Origin of the sequence: Prevotella pallens ATCC 700821 (assembly GCF_000220255.1) — a bacterium.
Classification (GTDB): Bacteria; Bacteroidota; Bacteroidia; order Bacteroidales; family Bacteroidaceae; genus Prevotella; species Prevotella pallens.
In genome coordinates this window covers 1,177,455-1,201,337 of sequence record NZ_GL982513.1, presented here as the reverse complement: position 1 = coordinate 1,201,337, position 23,883 = coordinate 1,177,455, and the positions used below count along the sequence as shown (strand labels likewise).

The window sequence follows — 23,883 nt, the reverse complement described above, 5'->3', positions numbered from 1 at the left end:
ATTGTTATACTAAATTACTAATCTGATCTATTATTTCGTTTGTTTCTGCATCAAATTTCTTCCTCAAATCAGTAAAATATATTTTTGCACTCATACCAGGCTCAACATGCGAAATACGACTAACATATTCACTACGTAAAAGAACAATAGAGGTTAATAAAGCATCTATCTCTTCCTTGTTCGTATTATCCCCATAAAGTGATGCGGCTATAGTTTCAGTAAACAAACTACCACAAATTCCGTTTATTAAACGTTTTAAATTTCTTTTATTTCCCATCTTTTTATAGAATTATCTTTCCTTTTATTTATTTTGATGAGTCAAAGATAATATAAAAAAACTGCAAAAACAAATATGTATCAAGAAAATTAGTATTATTTCTTATTTTAGCAGCATTTATGCCTAATTGTCAATCTAAAACATTACTTTTGCAACAGTAATTAGATTGTTTCAATAATAACTGTTTAAAAAGATTAGAAGATGGAAACGAGTGCTTTACAAAAGGAACGCGCAACTTATAAACCAAAACTTCCAAAGGCACTTAAAAGTGCTGTGAAGATTAAAGAGGGAGAACCAACTCAAAGCGTAGATAATCATAAAGAAATTAAGAATTTATTTCCCAACACCTATGGTATGCCTCTTGTAGAGTTCGTACCTGCTGAGAAGCAAGACTCAGTTAGAATAAATGTTGGAGTAATATTATCTGGCGGACAGGCTCCTGGTGGACATAACGTTATATCTGGTTTATATGACGAGGTTAAAAAGTTAAACCCAGAGAATCGTTTGTTTGGTTTCCTAATGGGACCTGAAGGCTTAGTAAATCATAATTATATTGAAATTACAGAAACGCTTATTAATAAATATAGAAATACAGGCGGATTTGATTTAATAGGTTCTGGACGTACTAAACTAGAGAAAGAAGAACAATTCGAAAAAGCATTAGAGATTATTCGAGAACTTGACATTCGAGCTCTTGTAATTGTTGGTGGTGACGATTCAAACACTAATGCGTGCGTTCTTGCAGAATATTACGCTGCAAAAAATTATGGAATACAAGTTATCGGTTGTCCTAAAACTATTGATGGCGACTTAAAAAATAACCAAATAGAAACTTCGTTTGGTTTTGATACCGCTACTAAAACCTATTCTGAGTTAATAGGAAATATTGCACGCGACTGTAACTCTGCACGAAAGTATTGGCATTTCATTAAATTAATGGGACGTTCAGCTTCACATATTGCACTTGAATGTGCTTTACAAACACAACCTAATATCTGTTTAATCTCTGAAGAGATAGAAACAAAAGATTTATCTCTGAACGACATAATTGAAGATATTGCTAAGGTTGTGGCACGCCGTGCACAAGATGGACGTAATTATGGAGTCGTTTTAATTCCAGAAGGGCTTATAGAATTTATTCCTTCTATTGGTAGACTTATTGGGGAATTAAACGACTTATTAGCAAAACATGGAAACGATTATAAGGATCTTGACATTGAAGCACAACGAGCTTATATTATAGACCATCTCTCTGAAGAAAATAAAGCCACATTCGAGACTCTCCCTGATGGAGTTGCAAGACAATTATCATTAGACAGAGATCCTCATGGAAATGTTCAAGTTTCGCTCATTGAGACAGAAAGACTTATTTCTGATATGGTTGAAATGAAGCTTAATAAATGGGCTAAACAAGGTAAATACAACGGACACTTCGCTACAATACATCATTTCTTAGGATATGAAGGACGCTGTGCCGCTCCATCAAACTTTGATGCTGACTATTGTTATGCACTTGGTACTTCTGCAGCTCAACTTATTGCTAATGGAAAAACTGGGTATATGGCAATTGTTAAGAATACAACTGAGAAAGCTGAAAATTGGATTGCAGGCGGTGTACCTATTACAATGATGATGAATATGGAACGTCGCAATGGTGAATTAAAACCAGTTATCCGTAAAGCTCTAGTTGATCTTGAAGGAGCTCCATTCAAAAAATTCGTAGAACTACGAGACAAGTGGGCTAAAGAGACTAGTTACATCTATCCTGGACCTATTCAATATTGGGGACCATCAGATGTTTGCGACCAAACTACGCGAACATTGGCATTGGAACAAGGTAAAGATGTTTTCACTTATTGAAATAAGATATAATGGTATATAAATAAGGTAATGAATATTCCTAAAACAATCCATCTACTTTGCATTAAATTGCATAAAATGCCTAAATGGGTATGGCAGATTGGAGGAGTATTCATTGCCTTATTTTATTGTTTTTGGCTTTATTTTTTCTTAGTTGCTCCATCAGGCTTTCGCTGGCGTGCTATTTATGGTGATCCAGATTATCCTGACGGATATGAGATACATGGAATTGATATTAGTCATCACCAGGGTAATGTTAATTGGGCTCGTTTGCGTAATGCACTCATAGACCAATCGCCTGTTCGCTTCGTTTTTATGAAATCAACAGAAGGTGATAGCCACGTAGACCGAAACTTTCGCTCAAACTTTGCAAACGCAAAAGAAGCAGGGCTTATTAGGGGTGTTTATCATTTTTGGAGCAATAATTCATCACCTCGTCGTCAGGCTTATTTCTATTTAGCTATGACACCTTTAGAACCTGGCGATTTACCTCCTGTATTAGATGTAGAAACAAAACCAAATGGAATTAGCACAGGAGAATTTCAACAGAATATTCTTACATGGCTACACATTGTTGAAGATAAATTTCATGTAAAACCTATTATCTATACCTTCTATAAATTCAAAGACCAATATTTGTCTGATTCACGCTTTGACGATTATCCATATTGGATTGCTCATTATTATGTAGACAAAATGGAATATCCTGGAAAATGGCTTTTTTGGCAACACACAGATGCAGGTAAACTTCCTGGTATAAAAGGCTATGTAGATTTAAATATCTTTAATGGTTCGTATTATAATCTTATGCAATTGCTTATTCCTAAACCTAAAATTGATAAAAAGTCAGACACGCCCATTTATGATTCACTTTACATTGACTCTTTCTCAGTCCAAGACTAAGTGCTTTTTCTTCTAATAAAGAGACGTCTTCTTCATAAAATCCACTTAATATTAATATTCCCTTTGTTTTCATTGCACATACAAAGGCAGACATATCAGCAAGCAGGATATTACGATTTATATTTGCAACAACAACATCAAACTTCTTTTCAGAGAAATTCTCTATAACTTGTTTATCGCCTTCTTTTACTTCAAGTGATACATTGTTGGCTTCTGCATTCTCTATTGTATTTCTCACACTCCATTCGTCAATATCGTAACCACAAACTGTTTCGGCTCCACACTTGGCTGCAATTATTGAAAGAATACCTGTACCACAGCCACAATCTAACACTTTAGTCCCGTTTAAATTCATTTCTAACAGTTGAGATACTATCATTTGTGTAGTTTCATGTGTTCCTGAACCAAATGCCTGCTTCGGATCTATTCTTACAAGCAAAGGTTCTCTACCTTCTACTTTTTCTACCAACCTATATGGATTTTCTTCTTTTACACTACAGATAATGCAATTATTATTGATTATTATAGGAGTAAAGTTATCTCTCTCCCATTCTTCATTCCAATTTTTATCTTCTGCCTTCTCTACTTTGTATTCTATTTCTATGTTAGGCAGAATAAAGTTGGAAATAGCCTCTTTTAAAGCTGCTTCTTCAAAAGCATTTTCAAGGCAATAGCCCATCACTACATTCTCTTCTTCCGAAAACGAATCACAACCAACTTCACCTGCCATTGCTACTAAGAGTTCACGTGCTAGTTCTGTATCTGGTGTTATTTTAAACGTAATTTGTATATATCTCATTGTAATTAATACTTTATGTAGAATACTTAAATGTAGTATTATTTGAAGAAATTAGCCATCTCTTTATCTAATAGCTTTATACCTTTCTCAGTACAAATACTTCTTATGTAGAACATAATAAAGGTTTTTAATATTTCTTTGTAGTTGTACTCATCGTATAGAAAATTTGTCATTATATATTCGCCAGAAGCTGAAGTAAGTCTACTATATAGCTTTATATCTATATTGGACAAGAAACACCCTTCACTAACTCCACGCTCTATGAATTCAACAAGTTGTTCGTATTTCTCTTCTTCTCGTGCGGCAAAATAAGTCTGCAACTTAGGATATTTTCCTAATTCTTCGTAGAATAAAGGATTAACTTTATTAAATTCTTCGGTTTGCAGCCGTAATATATGCATAACAATATTGATGACATTGAGACCTGGCTTATCAAACCTCTCTATCTCTTCCTTTTTATGCTTAGCATTCATCATCACAACCTCATAAAGCAGGTCTTCTTTGTTTTGATATATTTCATAAAGTGTTCGCTTCGATATTTTCAAATGCGCAGCTATATCGTTCATTTTCACTTTACGAATGCCATATTGAAAGAACATTTTAGAAGCTAATGAAAGTACTCTTGCTTTTAGCTCTTTTTTATATTCATTTTCTATTATCATTACCATTGTTTATTAAGCAGTACAAAAATACAAAAATAAAATCACTAACACTATCTTTATTGTTTTAATTTAGTAACTTTGCACAACCACACGCTTTTTGTGCGCGAAATTAAGTTAGTATTAAAATCATATTATGGTTAAAATAACAAAAGAGGCGGCACTTGCGTATCATGAGAAAGGTCGCCCAGGAAAGATAGAAGTTATTCCTACAAAATCTCACAGTACACAAACCGATTTAAGTCTTGCTTACTCGCCTGGAGTAGCATACCCTTGTTTAGAAATTCAGGAAAATCCAGACAACGTTTACAAATATACCGATAAAGGAAACCTTGTTGCAGTTATAACAAACGGAACAGCTGTTTTAGGACTGGGTAACATTGGTGCTATGAGTGGAAAGCCCGTTATGGAAGGTAAAGGGTTGCTATTTAAAATTTATGGTGGCATTGATGTTTTCGATATAGAGATTAACGAAACTGACCCCGACAAATTCTGTGAAACTGTTGAAAAGATTGCTCCTACGTTTGGTGGAATTAATCTTGAAGATATAAAGGCACCTGAATGTTTTGCTATTGAAGAGAGACTAAAACGCACGTTAGACATTCCGGTGATGCACGACGACCAGCACGGCACAGCCATTATATCTGCCGCTGGTCTGAAAAATGCGCTCGAGGTTGCTGGAAAAGATATAACAAAGGTTCGACTTGTTGTAAATGGAGCAGGTGCTGCTGCCATCTCGTGTACGAAACTATATGTAGCTTTAGGCTTAAAGAAAGAGAATATTCTTATGTTAGATTCGCACGGAGTTATTACTGCCGACCGACCGAACTTAACTGAACAAAAGAAGCTATTTGCTACCAACCGTACAGACACACACACGTTAGAGGAAGCCATTAAAGGGGCTGATGTTTTTGTGGGACTCTCAAAAGGCAATATCCTTTCAAAAGAGATGATACTGTCTATGAACAGCAATCCTATCGTATTTGCGCTGGCTAACCCCGTGCCTGAGATTTCGTACGAAGATGCGATAGAAGCACGACCAGACGTTATTATGTCTACTGGACGGTCCGATTATCCAAACCAGATTAACAACGTTATTGGTTTCCCCTACATCTTTAGAGGTGCTCTCGATGTGCACGCTAAAGCCATAAACGAAGAAATGAAGCTTGCTGCCGTGCACGCCATTGCCGAACTGGCTAAGCAGCCTGTACCTGATGTTGTGAACGAAGTGTACCACGTGAACGAACTCACGTTTGGACCAAAATATTTTATACCGAAACCTGTAGACCCACGACTGATTACTGTGGTGAGTGCCGCTGTGGCAAAGGCTGCAATGGATAGCGGGGTGGCAAGAACGCCTATTAAAGACTTTGATGCATACAAAGAACGCCTAATGCAAATGCTGGGGCAAGAAACCAAACTTACTCGCTATTTACACGCAACTGCTGCACGCCACCCACAACGAGTTGTTTTTGCCGAAGGTGTACACCAAAATATGCTAAAGGCTGCTGTACAAGCAAAGCAAGAAGGTATTTGCCAACCTATTTTATTGGGACACCCCGACCGCATTAAACGCATAGCGAACCGACTGAAGCTCGACCTAACTGGCATTGAACTTATTGATATGCGCGCCGACAAGGAACAACGACGCAGAGCCAATTACGCAAAACACTTGGCTGAAAAACGGGCACGAGAAGGCTACACTTTCGATGAGGCTTACGACAAAATGTACGAACGAAACTACTTTGGTATGGCGATGGTTGAGAGTGGCGATGCTGACGCTATGATTACAGGACTCTACACGAAATACAGCGATACCATAAAGATTGCAAAAGATGTTATTGGCATTCGTCCTGAATACAAACACTTCGGCACAATGCACATTCTGAATACTAAGCGTGGCATTTACTACATTGCCGATACGCTGATAAACCGTATGCCAAATGCCGAAGCACTGGTAGACATAACGCGCCTTGCTCACCACTCTGTGAAATTCTTCAACGACGACCCCGTAATGGCAATGGTATCGTTCTCTAACTTTGGTAGCGACGAGGGAGGCTCGCCACAACAAGTGCGCGAGGCATTAGCCATAACACAAGAAACGCACCCCGACTGGTTAATTGACGGCGAAATGCAAATAAACTTCGCATTAGACAAGAAGTTGCGCGACGAGAAATATCCTTTCACACGCTTAAAAGGCAAAAGTGTAAACACGCTTATTTTCCCTAATCTTGCTTCAGCCAACAGTGCCTACAAGCTGCTACAAGGCTTTAGCCCAGAAACCGAAGTGATTGGTCCTATCCAGATGGGACTAAACAAACCTATCCACTTCACCGACTTCGAATGTTCCGTTCGCGACATTGTAAACATCACGGCAGTAGCAGCCATCGATGCTTACATTGAGAAAATAAAGAACAAGAACAAGTAAGAGTCTGAAATTAAACTCCACACAAGTAGGAAGAAAGCTAAATAGTTTTCTTCCTATTTTTGTTTTCGCACAGCCATATAACCAAAGCAGAAATAAAACATTGCTGCTCAGAAGCTCATAAAAACAAATAAATAGAAGCACCAGAAACAAAGAACCTCACAACGCTTCAGCCAAATAAATAGCTTTTAAACATTATAATAATAGCCTTTAAACATTTATAATATAAGAACATAAAACTCATAGTTTGTTCCCTTAACTCCATACCCATACGCACCCCATTCCACAATTAAACCGCCCGAAGACTATACACAAACAAACAAAAGCTTATAAGCTATCAACAAAAAGCTTATAAGCTATCAACAAAAAGCTTATAAGCTATCAGCAAAAAGCTTATAAGCTATTAACGAAAAGCTTATAAGCTATCAACAAAAAGCTTATAAGCTATCAACAAAAAGCTTATAAGCTATCAATAAAAAGCTTATAAGCTATCAACAAAAAGCTTATAAGCTATCAACAAAAAGCTTATAAGCTATCAACAAAAAGCTTATAAGCTATCAACAGAAAGCTTATAAGCTATCAACGAAAAGCTTATAAGCTATTAATAGAAAGCTTATAAGTTATCAGGAGAAATATCAGAGTGATAACTCTGCGGATAGCCGCATATTCTTAACCATTCTATAAGTGTTAGCCACCAAAAGCACCACATCAGCTACAAATACCATAATTATTAGGTTATAAGAAGCTGTATCGTTTTTTTTTAGTACTTTTGCAAACACATACAACTTCTTGAATGGATAATAAGAAAGCAACATTAGAACTTGGCACAAAACCAGTAGGCAAGCTATTAGCGCAATATGCGCTACCAGCCATTACAGCAATGACGGCAGCATCGCTCTACAACATAATCGACCGCATATTCATAGGGCAAATAGTAGGTCCAATGGCTATTTCGGGGCTTGCTATAACATTTCCATTCATGAATCTTGCAGCCGCATTTGGTGCAGCAGTAGGCATTGGAGCCTCAACAACCATTAGTGTAAAGTTAGGACAGAAAGACTATCAGACGGCAGAAAACATACTTGGTAACACCATCACCTTGAACCTTATAGTAGGATTAACATTTGCTGGCGTCTGCCTATTATTCCTTGATCCAATACTCCGTTTCTTCGGAGCAAGCGATGCCACCCTCCCCTATGCGCACGACTTTATGCATACCATACTCTTAGGCAATGTGTTTTCGCACATGTACTTCGGTATGAATGCCGTATTGCGTGCAGCATCTAAACCAAAGAAAGCAATGTGTGCCACCATTTTCACAGTAGTAATGAACATATTGTTAGATGTTGTTTTCATACGCTGGTGGCATTGGGGCATAAAAGGAGCAGCACTCGCCACAATAATATCACAAACATTAGCCCTATGCTGGCAAATGACACTATTTGCAAACAAGAACGAACTATTGCATTTAAAACGAGGCATATACAAACTAAAAGCTAACTTAGTGAAGAACATTATATCCATAGGAATATCTCCATTCTTAATGAATGCTTGCGCCTGTGTCATTGTCATCTTCATAAACAACCAGTTAGTGCGGTTCGGAGGCGATATGTCGGTGGGAGCATACGGCATAGGCAACAGCATAGCAATGATATTCATAATGTTTGTAATAGGTCTTAACCAAGGAATGCAACCTATAGCAGGCTACAACTACGGAGCACAACAATACGAAAGAATGATGCGAGTAGTGAAGTTGTCCATCATAACAGCAACTTGCATTATGCTAACAGGCTGGTCGCTCGCTATGTTTGTTCCATACCATTGCGTGCGCCTCTTCACCACCAATCCAGAACTCATAAAAAGATCAATCAATGCACTACACATCATAATGATGATGTTTCCGCTTATAGGTTGCCAAATGGTAATAACCAACTTCTTCCAATGCATAGGAAAAGTAAAGATTAGCATATTCCTATCACTCTCTCGGCAACTATTGTTCTTACTCCCCTTACTCGTTCTACTACCAAATTTCTATGGAATAAATGGAGTTTGGGCATCAATGCCAACAAGCGACTTCATAGCTGTTGTAGTGGCAATAATAACAATGACAGTATATCTCAGACGATTTAAGAAAGATATGCAAAGCAAAAACAGTTGAAACAAATAACCTCGCTTATGGAAAAGAAACTAATAATAAACGTTGGACGACAACTTGGAAGCGGTGGAAGCTTAGTAGCTAAAGCACTTGCCGACGAATTTAATTGCCAGTTCTACGATAAAGAGATACTGAATCTTGCAGCAAAAGAGAGTGGTTTCTCAGAAAAGTTCTTTGAGAAAAACGACGAACAGAAAAGATTTCTAAAATCGCACTTCCAAATAAACCTGCCAGTCTTCAGCAATAACGACTTCTACAAAAACAACTTCTCACAAGAAGGGCTCTATCAATTTCAATGCGATGTTATTCGAAAAGCAGCCGAAGAAAATAATCGCTGCGTATTTGTAGGAAGAACAGCCGACTATGTATTGCGCGAAAATCCCAACACAATTAATGTTTTCATAACAGCAAACATTAACTCAAGAGCGAAAAACGTAAGCGAACGACTTGGTTGCACAAAAGAAGAAGCCATAAAAGTAATTGAGAATAAAGAAAGCGAACGTGCTAAATATTACAATTACTACACAGGAAAAGTATGGGGACACGCCGAAAGCTACGACCTTTGTGTAGATGCAAGTATATTAGGAATTGAAGAAACAAAAGATTTCATAGCTTGTTTTATACGAAAGAAACTTGCAATAGAGTAAATTCTGTATGAAGAGAATTGGCATTATAAGCGATACACACGCCTATTGGGACGAGAAATACGAATTCTACCTGAAAGACTGCGATGAGATTTGGCATGCTGGCGACATTGGGTCATTAGAGATAGCCAATAAGTTCGAAGCAATGAAACCTACTTTCAGAGCAGTATATGGCAATTGTGACGGCTATGATATTCGTGCACGCTATCCCGAAATACAGAGATTTAGATGTGAAGATGTAGACGTTTTGCTTAAACATATTGGTGGCTATCCAGGCAGATACGACCAATCAATACGTAACACACTCTACTATTCGCCACCCAATCTCTTCGTAGACGGACACTCGCATATATTAAAGATAATGTACGACAAAACATTAAATCTGCTACATATAAACCCAGGAGCAGCAGGCTTACAAGGATTTCACAAAGAGAGAACCATTGTAAGACTCACTATTGAAGGCAATAAAATGGGCGATTGTGAAGTTATTACATTATCAAACAACAGAAATAAATAATTAAGATACAAAATATTAACAACTTATGAAAACTTATTTAGTAACTGGTGCTGCTGGATTTATCGGCGCAAACTACATTAAGTATCTGCTTCACAAAAAGTATGTGAACGAAGATATTAAGATTATCGTACTTGACGCATTAACTTACGCTGGTAACTTAGGAACAATTAAAGATGATATTGACGATAAACGATGCTTCTTTGTAAAAGGCGACATTCGCGACAGAGAATTGATTGATAAACTGTTTGCTGAAAACGATATCGACTATCTTGTGAATTTCGCTGCTGAAAGCCATGTAGACCGCTCTATAGAAGACCCACAACTATTCTTGAGCGTAAACATATTGGGTACTCAGAACCTTATGGACGCTGCTCGCCGTGCATGGGTTACGGGCAAAGATGAACAGGGCTACCCTACGTGGAAAGAAGGAAAACGTTACCATCAGGTGTCTACCGATGAGGTCTATGGTTCGCTTGGTGCAGAAGGATATTTTACCGAAAAAACTCCACTATGCCCTCACAGCCCATATTCGGCAAGTAAAACCAGTGCCGATATGTTTGTTATGGCATACCACGATACGTACCACATGCCCATCAGCATTACACGTTGCTCTAACAACTATGGTCCTTACCACTTCCCCGAAAAGTTAATTCCATTAATCATCAATAATATTCTTGCAGGTAAACCACTTCCCGTATATGGCGAAGGCTTAAATGTCCGCGACTGGCTATACGTAGAAGATCACTGCAAAGCTATTGATATGGTAGTTCGCGAAGGACGTGTAGGACAGGTTTACAATGTTGGTGGACACAACGAAATGAAGAACATCGACATTGTTAAGCTTACCATTAAAACTATTCACGATATGATGGCTGAAGACAAAGAACTTCGCAAAGTTTTAAAGAAACAAGTGAAAGATGAGAATGGCAATATTGATATCTCATGGATAAACAACGATTTGATTACACACGTTGCTGACCGACTCGGCCATGACGCACGTTACGCAATTGACCCAACGAAAATAAAAAACGAATTAGGCTGGTATCCTGAGACGAAATTTGCCGATGGTATTGTGAAGACCATTAAATGGAATTTGGAGAATCAGTCATGGATAGAAGAAGTAACTAGTGGTGATTATCAGAAGTACTACGAAGAGATGTACGGAAACCGATAAACAGAATCATTCCCCTGTCCGTTAAAACTGGTCAGGGGAAGTTCTTAAACTCACAAGTATGACAAAAATAGGAAAGATAATTGAATTGCCAAAACGATTAGACCGCCGTGGCAACCTTACTGTAGCAGAAGAAATGAAAGACATTCCTTTTAATATTGCACGCGTTTATTGGGTTTACGATGTGCCGGGAGGAGAAAATCGTGGCGGACACTCGCACAAACATTGTCGCGAATTTATTATTGCTGCAAACGGTTCTTTCACTGTTACACTCGACAATGGCGCAGAAAAAGAATCTTTCTTACTCAATCACCCTTATCAAGGCTTACTTGTAAATACAGACACATGGAGAACACTTGAGGATTTCTCTTCTGGTGCAGTATGCTTAGTGTTGGCTGAAGATCCTTTCGACGAAAGCGACTACATCAGAAACTATGATGAGTATTTAAAATTCATAGGCAAAACAAAATAAGAATGGTGAAGGGAAACACATTCGGAACGAAAGCTTACATATAACCTGCTATTATTTTAAATTTTGGAATAGCATATATTAAATAATACCATAATATGATTGAGATTAAACAGTATAACCTTGACGATGCCGTGAAATGGAATGAATTTGTTTCTATTTCCAAGCAAGGCACCTTTCTTTTCAATCGCAATTATATGGACTATCATGCTGATAGGTTTGCTGACTGCTCGTTTCTTATAATGGAGAAAGGGCACATCGTTGCTGTGTTACCTGCCAATAGGGAAGGCGATACCCTATATTCGCATCATGGACTTACTTATGGAGGATTACTCACTACAGAGAAAATTACTGCTGAGAAGATATGCAACATCTTTTCTGAACTGAACATTTTGCTCAAGGAAATGGGTATAAAACAAGTAATCTACAAAGCTATTCCATATATCTACCACCGTATTCCTGCCGAAGAGGACCTCTATGCACTTACCAATATTTGCCACGCACAACTCATCAGCCGCGATATTTCATCATCGTTCAGTCTCCACAACGTACGAAAGTTTACCGAAAGTCGCAGAAGTGGCATTCGAAAGGCTATCAAAAATGGCATTCTCGTAGGAGAAAGTCAAGATTTAGCTGCATTTTGGAATATCCTCAATAATAATCTTACCACCAAATACAATACACACCCTGTACATTCTTTAGCAGAATTAGAACTCTTAAGAAGTAGATTCCCAAAGCAAATAAAACTTTACTTAGCTACAACAACCGACAAAGAACCACTGGGTGGCACTCTCATCTATGAAACACCGAACGTTGTTCATACACAATATATTTCAGCATCAACAAAGGGGAAAGCAATGGGAACACTGGATTTGTTGTTCGATTATATAATAAATAATGTGTATAAGGGCATAGATGGTTATTTCGACTTTGGTAAAAGTACCGAAGATGGAGGTACAATACTAAATCAGCAGCTTATCCACCAGAAAGAAGGATTTGGCGGACGAGGTATTTGTTACGACACTTACAAATGGAATATATCAGTTTTATGATAGAATATTTATCACTCAAACGCATCACAGCGATGCACAAAGACGAAATAAACAAGGCTATTTCAAACGTTGTGGCATCGGGCTGGTATCTTAACGGCAATGCTGTTAAACATTTTGAAGAGCATTATCGCACCTACATTGGTACGCAACATTGCGTTAGTTGTGGAAATGGACTCGACGCTCTACATCTTATTCTGCGTGCTTACAAAGAGCTTGGACAACTTCATGATGGCGACGAAGTAATTGTACCTGCTAACACTTACATTGCCACCATATTAGCTATAACCGAAAACAACCTTACACCCATACTCGTAGAACCTGATATCGCAACGTTAGAAATAGACGACAGCCGTATAGAAGCTGCTATCACACCGCGCACTCGTGCCATTATGCTCGTACATTTATATGGTCGGTGTGCATATACAGAAAGAATAGGCAATATTTGTAAACGCCATAATATAAAGCTGATAGAAGACAATGCACAGGCACATGGTTGCACCTTTAACGGTAAGCATACAGGAAGCCTTGGCGATGCAGCAGCTCACAGCTTCTATCCAGGCAAAAATCTTGGTGCATTGGGCGATGCTGGTGCCATAACCACAAACGACTTGGAACTAACCAAAACTATTCGGGCGCTTGCTAATTACGGTTCGAACCGCAAATATGTATTCGAGTTTCAAGGTAAAAATAGTCGTATGGACGAAATACAAGCTGCTGTGCTCAGTATAAAACTAAAGTATCTCGATGAGGAAAATGAACGTAGGAAAGTAATTGCCCATTATTTTGAACAACATATAGAGAATGAGCACATTACCATTCCTAAAGCTTTAAACCGTGATAACGTCTATCACATATTTCCAATACTCTGTGCAGAACGCGATAAATTACAGGAATACTTAACAGATAACGGTGTACAGACTCTCATTCACTACCCTATTCCACCCCACAAACAAAAAGCATATAAGGAATGGAATACTCTTTCATTTCCACTTACAGAACGTATTCATCGGGAAGAACTTTCCATTCCGTGCAACCAAACTATGTCGTTAGGCGATGCCGAACAGATAGCTGTATTGCTAAGTAACTTTGCTTAGCTTAATTGTAGAATAAAAGGCATTATAAATCTCAGCAGAATAAATATCTTTCAAGTGGTATAATATAGCATTATAAAGGTTGCTGCTTTTTGTGATATCTAATTTGTAACTGACAGATATCTGAAACGCAGCTGACAGATATCTGAAACGCAACTCACAGATATCTGAGACGATTGTGATAGATATCTAAAACAAAAGTAACTATATTGCATTGACTTTTATAAACACCTGAGGTGTTCTATTCCATTGGTAGACAGACTATAAGCAGTGCTTATAAATTCATTATTCATTTTCGTCGGAACCATTGATTTGATAAGGTAAACTGGCTAATTCAAACGGTATATCTTTCCAGCTGTATAAGGCAATGCAGTTATATTACATTATGTTACAACACAAATAAACAAGAATAAAACGTAGAGAAAAGAGTTGCAGAAGATAACGGAGAACTATCATATTCATAATGTTTTTCAGGCTAACTTTACATAAAATTATAAGAGGTATACCTATCTGGTACACCTCCTTTCGTATATTATATATTCATAATTCATTATAAATTATAAGTGAATATTAATAAACACATTTTATTAAAGTTTCAATTACTTAGTTTCCAACAAAACAACATTTTCTACATGAGGCGTATGTGGAAACATATCGACTGGCTGAACGGCTACAACTTTATAGTCTCTATCTAAAAGTGCTAAGTCGCGGGCTTGTGTTGCAGGATTACAACTTACATAAACAATTCGTTTGGGATGTGCACCCAATATAACATTCACTACATCGGCATGCATACCAGCACGAGGAGGATCGGTTATAATGACATCTGGGCGTCCATGTTGTTTTACGAATGCTTCGGTTAGAATATCTTTCATATCGCCAGCATAGAACAGCGTGTTAGATATTTCGTTTATTTCCGAATTTATTTTTGCATCTTCTATTGCTTCAGGCACATATTCAATACCTATCACCTTTTTAGCCTTTTTAGCTACAAAGTTTGCAATGGTTCCAGTACCTGTATATAGATCGTAAACCAATTCATTACCAGTAAGGTTGGCAAAGTTGCGCGCAACACTATACAAATGGTAAGCTTGGTCTGTATTGGTTTGATAGAAACTTTTGGCACCAACCTTAAAGCGAAGATCCTCCATTAACTCAAATATATGGTCGTTACCTTTAAATACTGTCAATTCTAAATCGTTGAAAGTATCGTTACCTTTCTGATTATCTACATATAATAATGATGTAATTTCAGGAAACTCATCGGCAATGAACTGCATTAAGTTCATAGCACATTCTTCATCGCCCACCTCATCGTAATGAAACTGAACAAGCACCAACCATTCGCCCGTGTTTGAATTTCGCATCATAATGTCGCGTAACAAACCGTGTTGTTCTCTGATATCGTAAAAACTAAGTTTGTGTTCCACAGCATAATTGTAAATAGCATTCCTTACCTTATTACAATAGTTGTCCATAAGCACACATTTATTAATAGGATAAATCTTATCAAAGGCGCCTGTTATATGAAAGCCTATTGCTCCCTGAGCTAACCCAACCCCTTCTGGTAATGCATCTAACTCTTCTTTGGTATACCACCGTTTATTTGAACAGGCAAACTCAAGCTTATTGCGATATTCCTCTGTTTTCTCAGACCCCAATATGGGAGATATCATTGGCAGTTCAACCTTTCCAATACGTTTTAGTTGGTCGAGAACTTGTTGTTGTTTGGAAACCAACTGTTCTTTATAAGGAAGGTTTTGCCATTTACACCCACCACAGACTCCAAAATGTTCGCATTTAGGAGTAATACGCATAGAACTAGGCTGTATCATTCTCAGTACAGTTGCTTCACAATAGCTGTGCCGTTTCTTGCGTACTTGCAAGTCTACAATATCACCTGGTACAACAAAAGGTACAAACACAACCATATCGTTTACGTGTGCTACACATTTACCTTCTGCAGCAACAGACTCTATTTCTACATTCTCTAATATAGGTAATGATTTTCTTTTCCTACTCATATTTTAATATTTGCTGCAAAGTTAGTTATTTTTTCCTATTTACATAACACACGTTAAATAAAAGAGAGAAGCTTTAACGCTATAAAATTCTATTATATCATTCTTCATAGACGGTAGTAAAGCAAGGCAATAGGCATATTTTATAATACTTTTAGCGAAAGTTTTAAGAAATGTTCTCATTTTTTACAAATTGTCTGTATCTTTGCAGAGTGAAACTATAAACTTAATATTCAAAGGTAAATATATGAAAAAAATCTTTATGTTAGCTGCCATAGCGTTAGCATTCTCTAATGTATCTGCACAGACAGCAAAGTGGATCGACAATGTGAAGCTATCAGGGTATGGCATAGCGCAGTACCAGTTTACTAATCAAGACAAGGCAAAATCTAATTCGTTCAATCTACGTTTAGGTCGTGTTTCACTCGACGGACGTCTTTTTAACGATTGGGCATGGAAAGTACAAATTCAATTTAATGGTAATACGTCTACTTTAGGCTCATCGCCACGTGTAGTCGATTTGTTCACAGAATGGCAAAAGTACACATTCTTCCGTGTAAAAATTGGTCAGTTCAAGAACCCATTCACTTTTGAGAATCCAATCCACCCTATTACACAAGGGTTTATGGGGTATTCACAAGTCGTTAGCAAATTTGCAGGGTTTGCAGATAGAGCAGGAACACATAGTTCAAATGGACGCGATATAGGTGTACAAATTCAAGGCGATTTTCTGAAGAATTCTGCTGGAAGAAATTTGCTACACTATCAGGTCGGCGTGTTTAACGGGCAAGGAATTAACGTGAAAGACGTAGACGAACAAAAAAATATTATCGGTGGTGTTTGGGTTATGCCTGTAAAAGGTATGCGTATTGGTTGGTTTGGTTGGACTGGTTCGTATGCTCGTAAAGGTACATGGATTGATGCTACTGGCGCAACACAAACAGGCGTACGTAAGTTGCAACAACGTCGCTATGCTGTTTCTGCCGAATATATAGTAAACGACTGGACATTCCGTTCAGAATATGCACATTCTACAGGAGAAGCTTTTGCTAAGTCGCTTGTAAACACAAATGATGCTGCAGCAAAAGACTGTAATATAGGTAGTAATGGCAGTAAAGCACAAGGAGTTTATGCTTTAGTGATAGCACCTATAGTAAAGGAAAAACTGTATGGAAAAGCACGTTACGATATGTACCAACCTTCAAAGGGCGCAGAAAAACAACGCACATTATACGAAGTTGGTTTAAACTACCAATTTAATAAGAATGTGCTGCTTTCAACTGAATATGCTTATGTTCACGACCGTAGCTTAGCAAAGCCGAACTACTCTTTAGTAGACGTGCAACTGAGTTTTAAATTTTAAATAGATTAGACTGAAAATATAAAGAAAGTATCTGAGAAAGATACTTTCTTTAGGATAACACCAACCTACAATAATGAGAAGTTCACAAGGAAACAAAAGAAAGTACCATTACGATCAGTATTCAGGATTCAATCAACAAAAACATTCTTCTTTAGTTCGCAGAAGAAAGATTATAGCACGTATAATGCTAACTATTACATGTATAATAGCTCTAGTTATTTCATTCCTCGTATTTTGGTTATATTTTAAATGTTAGGGTAAGTTCTATCGTTTAATTCTAATGTATGATGCGAACCATTATACGTTATTCGCATCATCTTATTATGTATTTGGAAATTATTAGAAAGCGATAAAGCGACATGCCCCATTGTACGGCGAAAGTTTATTTCAACAAAAGGATGAATAGCATATAATGAAGAAGTAGATAAAGATCTCTTCTCAACAATCATCATATCAATTCCTAAAGGTCCCTTGTAGTTATATTTAATATTACATTCTAATAAGTTTATTAGAGTAAGTTTTATTGTATCCAATAATTCTATATCCACATACTTACTTAAGAAATTGCGTTTTCTTTCTTCTGTATCAATAATACTACCTGTATACGCCCCATGTAAAGACTGGAAAATAGACAAGCCACAATATTTTACTTCACCTTCTATATAGAACTCCATAGCAAAATCTTGCACCTTATTATAATATGGCTCTAAAATAATGCCCTGCTGATGTGTTATAATATTCTTTGCCCAATTTAGGTGTACTGTAGAGATATTTCTGTCGGTAAATCGTAATCCTCTACCACTACCACTCCAAGGAGCTTTTATTACAGCTTTCCCTATCTCCTTTGCCTTTGCACACAAATCATTAATGTTGTTATAATAGTATGCCTCTCCAACTGTCGTAGCGTAAGGAAGATGCGCCTTTAAAAACAATAACCAACTTATAGATGCCTTTCTATTATTTAAATTGCGTATTTCAGATAATTGCTTGCTTGAAGGCAAAAGAGTCTGCGATATACCTAAACGTTTTAAGTGCTCCTTTATTGCGCAATCCCATCCCCAAGGTAGAATAGCATCTATTTCATCTGAATACTTTTCTAAAATGTCTGCATCTATAAAAGAAACATTCTTATCTTTCAATCGAAGTTTTTCAACGGCTTCATACGCCTTCATTACATCATTTACCAATATAACATCGCCTTGAACTGCCCAGATATAAGGAATAAAATCCAAATCATTACGTATTTGCAATGCTGCACGTGATGGGGTTTGATTAGGATTATTTTGCGCTAACGAAATATCGTGCTCAGGATTGAATATATGAAGTTTCATTTTATTTTTTCCATTATGACTTTTGCAAACATTCTACAAATGAGAGTAAAGAAAGTCTACTAACCGTATGCAAAGATACAGCAAATACTTAAAAAGACAAAATATAAATAATAGTGAAAAGGTCTTTTTTGCCATGTATAGTTTGCAAATTAAAGAAATAAATATTATCTTTGCACACAATATTATTAGGTATATATAAATGTGTTGCCTGATAGTGCTGTTAGGATATGAAATAATTTTGTTATAAGATGGATGCATTTTTCCGTACTCACACCTATTTAGTGGAACATAATTATGCTCCAGTGAGACGTATGCTTATGGACGAGATTGATTGGAATGATCAGTTGATAGGCATCAAAGGAACACGTGGCGTTGGAAAAACGACCTTCCTTCTTCAATATGCTAAAGAGAAGTTTGGTGCTAACGACCGAAAATGTCTTTACATAAATATGAACAACTTCTATTTCCAAGAGAAAGGTATTTCTGACTTTGCAGGAGAGTTCTATCGAAATGGGGGACGCGTCTTGCTTATTGATCAGGTTTTTAAACAGCCCAATTGGAGTAGCGACTTGCGTAGATGTTATGATAATTATCCTGAATTAAAGATTGTATTTACTGGGTCTAGTGTTATGCGTCTAAAAGAAGAAAATCCTGAACTTAATGGTATTGTTAAGAGCTATAATTTACGAGGTTTCTCCTTTAGAGAGTTCTTAAATTATATGTCAGGACATAGTTTCTCAAGCTATTCGCTTAATGATATCATTGAGAACCACGAACAAATAGCAACACAAATACTGACAAAGATTAATCCACTCGAATATTTCCAAGATTACATTCATCATGGCTATTATCCTTTCTTTTTAGAGAACAGAAATTATTCTGAAAATCTATTGAAGACTATGAACATGATGACAGAGGTTGATATCTTGCTCATAAAGCAAATAGAATTAAAATATCTCACTAAAATCAAGACACTTTTTTATCTGCTTGCTTTAGAAGGTCCAAAATCACCCAATATAAGCAATTTAGCTAAAGAGATAAATACAAGTCGTGCAACTGTTATGAACTACATTAAATATCTATCAGATTCACGCTTGATAAATATTATTTATTCTGTTGGTCAAGATTTTCCCAAGAAGCCTGCAAAGGTAATAATGAATAATTCTAATCTCATTTACGCAATATATCCGATACACATAGAGCAGCAAGAGGTAATGGAAACATTTTTTGTGAATGCCCTACTTTCCAAGCATACAATAAATGAAGGAAACAAATGTGGATACTATATAATAGACAGAAATAGACGTTTTAGGGTATGCGATGCAGAGAATACAAAAATGCGTTTAAACAATGATACAATATATGTACGTTACAATATGAAAGTAGGGAAAGACAATAAGATTCCTCTTTGGCTCTTTGGCTTTCTATACTGAAACTAAGACTAAAGTACATACATAAATGATATAAAAAAGATTGTTAATAGATAGGCCTATACAAAACAGACCAAAAACATTATAGAAACATTTAATAAAATAAAGACAATGGCGAAAGAAAAAAAGTATATTACCTGTGATGGTAATGAAGCTGCAGCACATGTAAGCTACATGTTTTCAGAGGTAGCAGCAATCTACCCTATTACTCCGTCTTCTCCAATGGCAGAGCATGTTGATACATGGGCAGCGAAAGGTCGTAAAAATCTTTTCGGCCAAACAGTAACTGTTCAGGAAATGCAATCAGAAGGTGGTGCAGCTGGTGCTATGCACGGTTCACTCCAAGCCGGTGCACTTACAACAACATTCACAGCTTCACAAGGTTTGTTGCTGATGATACCTAATATGTATAAGATTGCTGGTGAGATGTTGCCTTGCGTGTTCGATGTTTCTGCACGTACACTTGCTACTCACTCATTGTGTATCTTTGGCGACCATTCAGACGTTATGGCTTGTCGTCAAACAGGTTTTGCAATGTTCTGTTCTGGTTCAGTACAAGAGGTTATGGACCTTACAGCAGTTCCACATCTTGCTTCGTTGAAGACAAGCATTCCATTTGTAAACTTCTTCGATGGTTTCCGCACATCTCACGAATATCAGAAGATTGAGATGATTGACCAAGATGAAGTAGCTAAGTTACTCGATCCAGCTGACGTTAAACGATTCCGCGACCGTGCACTCTCTCCAGAGCGTCCTGTTACTCGTGGTACTGCTGAAAATCCAGAAACATTCTTCACACACCGTGAGGCTTGCAATCAATACTACGAGAATATTCCAGAAGTAGTTGAAGATTACTTAGCAAAGATAAAAGATATTACTGGTCGTGAATATCACCTTTTCTCATACTATGGTGCTGAAGATGCAGAAAACATTATTATCCTTATGGGATCTGCTACTGAAGCCGCACGCGAAGCTATCGACTATCAAATTAAGCACGGTAAGAAAATTGGTATGATTTCTGTTCACCTTTATCGTCCTTTCTCTGTTAAGCATTTGCTTGCAGCTGTTCCAAAGACAGTAAAGCGTATTGCTGTACTCGACAGAACAAAAGAACCTGGTGCAGAAGGAGAACCATTGTATCTTGATGTAAAGAGCGCATTCTACGATGTTGAAAACAAACCTTTAATTGTAGGTGGACGTTATGGTCTTGGTTCTTCTGATACCACACCTGCACATATTATTTCTGTATTCAACAACCTAGAACTTCCAGAGCCTAAAGACCACTTTACTGTTGGTATTGTAGATGATGTTACTTTCACTTCGCTTCCATTGATTGACGAGATTCCTATGGGTGGCGAAGGTATGTTCGAAGCTAAGTTCTATGGTCTGGGAGCTGACGGTACCGTTGGTGCAAACAAGAACTCTGTTAAGATTATTGGTGATAACACTAACAAACATTGCCAAGCATATTTCTCTTACGACTCTAAGAAGTCTGGTGGTTTTACTTGTTCTCACCTTCGTTTTGGAGACAGCGAAATCCGTTCTACTTATCAGGTAAATACACCTAACTTTGTTGCTTGTCATGTTCAGGCATACTTACGTATGTACGATGTAATTCGTGGTTTACAGAAGAATGGTACTTTCCTTTTGAATACAATCTTCGAAGGCGAAGAACTTGCAAACTTCATTCCTAACAGAATTAAACGTTACTTCGCTCAGAACAACATTACCGTTTACTATATCAACGCAACAAAGATTGCACAAGAAATTGGTCTCGGCAACCGTACCAATACTATTCTTCAGAGTGCATTCTTCCGCATTACAAAGGTTATACCTGTAGATTTGGCTGTTGAGCAAATGAAAGAGTTCATTGTTAAGTCTTACGGTAACAAGGGACAAGATGTTGTAGACAAGAACTATGCTGCTGTAGACCGCGGTGGCGAATATAAGCAATTGACTGTAGATCCCTCATGGGCTAATCTTGCTGATGATGCTGAAGACTCTAATGACAATGCACCTGCATACATCAAAGAGATTGTCCGTCCTATCAATGGTCAGGTTGGCGACTTACTCAAAGTTTCCGATTTCATTAAGTACGATATGGTAGACGGTACAATGAAGAACGGTTCTGCTGCATTCGAAAAGCGTGGTGTTGAGGCATTCAACCCTGAATGGACCCCAGAGAACTGTATACAGTGTAATAAGTGTGCATACGTTTGTCCTCATGCTTGTATCCGTCCATTCGTTCTTGATGACGAAGAAATTAATGGATTTGGCGACAATACATTGGATATGAAAGTACCAAAACCTATGGCTGGTATGCACTTCCGCATTCAGGTTAGCGTTCTCGACTGTGTTGGTTGTGGAAACTGCGCCGATGTTTGTCCTGGTAATAAGAATGGCAAGGCACTTGCTATGGTTCCATTCACACGCGATCAGCAACAAATAGATAACTGGGACTACTTGGTTAAGAATGTAAAAACAAAGCAACATTTAGTAGACATAAAGAGCAACGTTAAGAACTCTCAGTTTGCTCAACCATTGTTCGAGTTCTCTGGAGCCTGCGCTGGTTGTGGTGAAACACCATACGTTAAGTTGGTTTCTCAACTCTTTGGCGACCGTGAAATGATTTCTAACGCTACTGGTTGTTCTTCTATCTATTCTGCGTCAATTCCTTCTACTCCTTACACAACCAATGAAAATGGTCAAGGTCCTGCTTTCGACAACTCTTTGTTCGAGGACTTCTGCGAATTTGGTTTGGGTATGGCTCTTGGCAATAAGAAGATGCGTGAACGCATTACTAAACTTTTGAACGATGCTATGAACGAAGACCACGTATCTGCTGAATTCAAAGCAGCCGCACAAGCATGGATAGAGGCTAAAGACAATGCTGATGCATCTAAGGAAGCAAGTGCAGCACTGAAACCAATGATTGCTGCTGGTGCTGAAGCAGGTTGCCCAATCTGTAAGGAATTGAAGACATTAGACCACTACTTGGTGAAGCGTTCACAATGGATTATTGGTGGTGATGGCGCCTCTTACGACATCGGTTACGGTGGCCTTGACCACGTTATTGCTTCTGGCGAAGATGTAAATATCCTCGTTCTTGACACTGAGGTTTACTCTAACACTGGCGGTCAGAGCTCTAAGTCTACACCACTCGGTGCTATTGCACAGTTTGCTGCACAGGGTAAGCGTATCCGCAAGAAGGACCTCGGTTTGATGGCAACCACATACGGCTATGTTTATGTTGCACAAATAGCTATGGGTGCTGATCAGGCACAGACTCTTAAAGCTATTCGCGAAGCTGAAGCATATCCAGGTCCATCACTCATCATCGCTTACGCACCATGTATCAACCATGGTCTAAAGGCTAAAGGTGGTATGGGCAAGAGTCAGGCAGAAGAAGGTCGTGCTGTAGAAAGTGGTTACTGGCACTTGTGGCGTTACAACCCTGTATTGGCAGAAGAAGGAAAGAATCCATTCTCTCTCGACTCTAAAGAGCCAGATTGGAGCAAGTTCCAAGACTTCTTGATGGGTGAAGTACGCTATCTCTCAGTTAAGAAAGCTTATCCTAACGAGGCACAAGAACTCTTCGATGCTGCAGAGAAAATGGCAAAACTTCGTTACCAAAGTTACGTTCGCAAGAGCAAGGAAGATTGGAGCGAAAATGCTTAATACTGATTTATAAGATATCTTTATTTTATTTTGATAGA

Annotated in this window: 18 protein-coding genes; 13 read left to right on the top strand and 5 right to left on the bottom strand. The window is 37.7% G+C overall.

Features of this window, described 5'->3' with window-relative positions; genetic code table 11:
- Positions 1-4: 4 nt before the first annotated feature.
- Complete coding sequence (locus tag HMPREF9144_RS04555; RefSeq protein WP_006044711.1) at positions 5-277, bottom strand: hypothetical protein; 273 nt, start codon at positions 275-277, stop codon at positions 5-7.
- Positions 278-478: 201 nt separating this feature from the next.
- On the opposite strand from HMPREF9144_RS04555, the gene HMPREF9144_RS04550 reads away from it, so the two are divergent.
- Together HMPREF9144_RS04550 and HMPREF9144_RS04545 are read left to right on the top strand one after the other, a co-directional pair.
- Positions 479-2,137, top strand: coding sequence for a diphosphate--fructose-6-phosphate 1-phosphotransferase (locus tag HMPREF9144_RS04550; protein ID WP_006044710.1), 1,659 nt, complete (start codon positions 479-481; stop codon positions 2,135-2,137).
- A 30-nt stretch (positions 2,138-2,167) separates the two neighbouring features.
- Positions 2,168-3,040, top strand: a complete 873-nt coding sequence (locus HMPREF9144_RS04545; RefSeq protein ID WP_006044709.1) for a glycoside hydrolase family 25 protein — start codon at positions 2,168-2,170, stop codon at positions 3,038-3,040.
- Here the strand turns inward: HMPREF9144_RS04545 and prmA are convergent.
- Both prmA and HMPREF9144_RS04535 read right to left on the bottom strand, forming a co-directional pair.
- Complete coding sequence (gene prmA, locus HMPREF9144_RS04540; protein WP_006044708.1) at positions 2,967-3,839, bottom strand: 50S ribosomal protein L11 methyltransferase; 873 nt, start codon at positions 3,837-3,839, stop codon at positions 2,967-2,969. The two genes, HMPREF9144_RS04545 and prmA, sit on opposite strands and share 74 nt — an antisense overlap.
- Positions 3,840-3,877: 38 nt before the next feature.
- Positions 3,878-4,501, bottom strand: a complete 624-nt coding sequence (locus tag HMPREF9144_RS04535; RefSeq protein ID WP_040595574.1) for a TetR/AcrR family transcriptional regulator — start codon at positions 4,499-4,501, stop codon at positions 3,878-3,880.
- A 133-nt stretch (positions 4,502-4,634) separates the two neighbouring features.
- On the opposite strand from HMPREF9144_RS04535, the gene HMPREF9144_RS04530 reads away from it, so the two are divergent.
- The 8 genes from HMPREF9144_RS04530 to HMPREF9144_RS04495 all read left to right on the top strand — a co-directional run bounded on the left by HMPREF9144_RS04530 (position 4,635) and on the right by HMPREF9144_RS04495 (position 14,025).
- Positions 4,635-6,926 carry an NADP-dependent malic enzyme gene (locus HMPREF9144_RS04530; protein ID WP_006044706.1) on the top strand — a complete coding sequence of 764 codons (2,292 nt, stop codon included), beginning with the start codon at positions 4,635-4,637 and terminating at the stop codon, positions 6,924-6,926.
- A gap of 790 nt (positions 6,927-7,716) precedes the next feature.
- A complete protein-coding gene (locus HMPREF9144_RS04525) occupies positions 7,717-9,081 on the top strand; it encodes an MATE family efflux transporter (RefSeq protein ID WP_006044705.1) in 1,365 nt (454 codons plus the stop codon).
- A 17-nt stretch (positions 9,082-9,098) separates the two neighbouring features.
- The gene (locus tag HMPREF9144_RS04520; RefSeq protein ID WP_040595386.1) at positions 9,099-9,725 is read left to right on the top strand and encodes a cytidylate kinase-like family protein; all 627 of its coding nucleotides are present in this window, start codon (positions 9,099-9,101) and stop codon (positions 9,723-9,725) included.
- Between the two features lie 7 nt (positions 9,726-9,732).
- Positions 9,733-10,239 carry a metallophosphoesterase family protein gene (locus HMPREF9144_RS04515; RefSeq protein ID WP_006044703.1) on the top strand — a complete coding sequence of 169 codons (507 nt, stop codon included), beginning with the start codon at positions 9,733-9,735 and terminating at the stop codon, positions 10,237-10,239.
- Between the two features lie 25 nt (positions 10,240-10,264).
- Complete coding sequence (gene rfbB / locus HMPREF9144_RS04510) at positions 10,265-11,413, top strand: dTDP-glucose 4,6-dehydratase (protein WP_006044702.1); 1,149 nt, start codon at positions 10,265-10,267, stop codon at positions 11,411-11,413.
- Positions 11,414-11,471: 58 nt separating this feature from the next.
- The gene (locus tag HMPREF9144_RS04505) at positions 11,472-11,882 is read left to right on the top strand and encodes a sugar 3,4-ketoisomerase (RefSeq protein ID WP_006044701.1); all 411 of its coding nucleotides are present in this window, start codon (positions 11,472-11,474) and stop codon (positions 11,880-11,882) included.
- 95 nt (positions 11,883-11,977) lie between these two features.
- Complete coding sequence (locus HMPREF9144_RS04500; RefSeq protein ID WP_006044700.1) at positions 11,978-12,931, top strand: GNAT family N-acetyltransferase; 954 nt, start codon at positions 11,978-11,980, stop codon at positions 12,929-12,931.
- On the top strand, positions 12,928-14,025 hold the full coding sequence (locus HMPREF9144_RS04495) for a DegT/DnrJ/EryC1/StrS family aminotransferase (RefSeq protein ID WP_040595385.1): 1,098 nt from the start codon (positions 12,928-12,930) through the stop codon (positions 14,023-14,025). Before HMPREF9144_RS04500 ends, HMPREF9144_RS04495 begins: the two co-directional genes overlap by 4 nt.
- A 596-nt stretch (positions 14,026-14,621) precedes the next feature.
- Here HMPREF9144_RS04495 and rlmD read toward each other — a convergent pair.
- Positions 14,622-16,046, bottom strand: a complete 1,425-nt coding sequence (rlmD, locus tag HMPREF9144_RS04490; RefSeq protein ID WP_006044698.1) for a 23S rRNA (uracil(1939)-C(5))-methyltransferase RlmD — start codon at positions 16,044-16,046, stop codon at positions 14,622-14,624.
- A gap of 244 nt (positions 16,047-16,290) precedes the next feature.
- Between rlmD and HMPREF9144_RS04485 the strand changes: the two genes are divergently transcribed.
- A complete protein-coding gene (locus tag HMPREF9144_RS04485) occupies positions 16,291-17,406 on the top strand; it encodes a porin (RefSeq protein ID WP_006044696.1) in 1,116 nt (371 codons plus the stop codon).
- A 245-nt stretch (positions 17,407-17,651) separates the two neighbouring features.
- Here the strand turns inward: HMPREF9144_RS04485 and HMPREF9144_RS04480 are convergent, their stop codons facing one another.
- The gene (locus tag HMPREF9144_RS04480; protein ID WP_006044695.1) at positions 17,652-18,737 is read right to left on the bottom strand and encodes a hypothetical protein; all 1,086 of its coding nucleotides are present in this window, start codon (positions 18,735-18,737) and stop codon (positions 17,652-17,654) included.
- Between the two features lie 248 nt (positions 18,738-18,985).
- Between HMPREF9144_RS04480 and HMPREF9144_RS04475 the strand changes: the two genes are divergently transcribed.
- Positions 18,986-20,170, top strand: a complete 1,185-nt coding sequence (locus HMPREF9144_RS04475; RefSeq protein ID WP_006044693.1) for an ATP-binding protein — start codon at positions 18,986-18,988, stop codon at positions 20,168-20,170.
- Between the two features lie 108 nt (positions 20,171-20,278).
- Positions 20,279-23,845 carry a pyruvate:ferredoxin (flavodoxin) oxidoreductase gene (gene nifJ, locus HMPREF9144_RS04470; RefSeq protein ID WP_006044692.1) on the top strand — a complete coding sequence of 1,189 codons (3,567 nt, stop codon included), beginning with the start codon at positions 20,279-20,281 and terminating at the stop codon, positions 23,843-23,845.
- Positions 23,846-23,883 lie beyond the last annotated feature (38 nt).

What these genes read in the sequence shown, in the direction of transcription:
- HMPREF9144_RS04525 (WP_006044705.1), top strand. Translation starts at nt 7,717, where the DNA reads ATGGATAATAAGAAAGCAACATTAGAACTTGGCACAAAACCAGTAGGC.
- HMPREF9144_RS04475 (WP_006044693.1), top strand. Translation starts at nt 18,986, where the DNA reads ATGGATGCATTTTTCCGTACTCACACCTATTTAGTGGAACATAATTAT.
- HMPREF9144_RS04530 (WP_006044706.1), top strand. Translation starts at nt 4,635, where the DNA reads ATGGTTAAAATAACAAAAGAGGCGGCACTTGCGTATCATGAGAAAGGT.
- HMPREF9144_RS04500 (WP_006044700.1), top strand. Translation starts at nt 11,978, where the DNA reads ATGATTGAGATTAAACAGTATAACCTTGACGATGCCGTGAAATGGAAT.
- HMPREF9144_RS04555 (WP_006044711.1), bottom strand. Translation starts at nt 277, where the DNA reads ATGGGAAATAAAAGAAATTTAAAACGTTTAATAAACGGAATTTGTGGT.
- rlmD (WP_006044698.1), bottom strand. Translation starts at nt 16,046, where the DNA reads ATGAGTAGGAAAAGAAAATCATTACCTATATTAGAGAATGTAGAAATA.
- HMPREF9144_RS04485 (WP_006044696.1), top strand. Translation starts at nt 16,291, where the DNA reads ATGAAAAAAATCTTTATGTTAGCTGCCATAGCGTTAGCATTCTCTAAT.
- HMPREF9144_RS04515 (WP_006044703.1), top strand. Translation starts at nt 9,733, where the DNA reads ATGAAGAGAATTGGCATTATAAGCGATACACACGCCTATTGGGACGAG.
- HMPREF9144_RS04535 (WP_040595574.1), bottom strand. Translation starts at nt 4,501, where the DNA reads ATGATAATAGAAAATGAATATAAAAAAGAGCTAAAAGCAAGAGTACTT.
- HMPREF9144_RS04480 (WP_006044695.1), bottom strand. Translation starts at nt 18,737, where the DNA reads ATGAAACTTCATATATTCAATCCTGAGCACGATATTTCGTTAGCGCAA.
- nifJ (WP_006044692.1), top strand. Translation starts at nt 20,279, where the DNA reads ATGGCGAAAGAAAAAAAGTATATTACCTGTGATGGTAATGAAGCTGCA.
- HMPREF9144_RS04520 (WP_040595386.1), top strand. Translation starts at nt 9,099, where the DNA reads ATGGAAAAGAAACTAATAATAAACGTTGGACGACAACTTGGAAGCGGT.
- HMPREF9144_RS04545 (WP_006044709.1), top strand. Translation starts at nt 2,168, where the DNA reads ATGAATATTCCTAAAACAATCCATCTACTTTGCATTAAATTGCATAAA.
- rfbB (WP_006044702.1), top strand. Translation starts at nt 10,265, where the DNA reads ATGAAAACTTATTTAGTAACTGGTGCTGCTGGATTTATCGGCGCAAAC.
- HMPREF9144_RS04505 (WP_006044701.1), top strand. Translation starts at nt 11,472, where the DNA reads ATGACAAAAATAGGAAAGATAATTGAATTGCCAAAACGATTAGACCGC.
- prmA (WP_006044708.1), bottom strand. Translation starts at nt 3,839, where the DNA reads ATGAGATATATACAAATTACGTTTAAAATAACACCAGATACAGAACTA.
- HMPREF9144_RS04550 (WP_006044710.1), top strand. Translation starts at nt 479, where the DNA reads ATGGAAACGAGTGCTTTACAAAAGGAACGCGCAACTTATAAACCAAAA.
- HMPREF9144_RS04495 (WP_040595385.1), top strand. Translation starts at nt 12,928, where the DNA reads ATGATAGAATATTTATCACTCAAACGCATCACAGCGATGCACAAAGAC.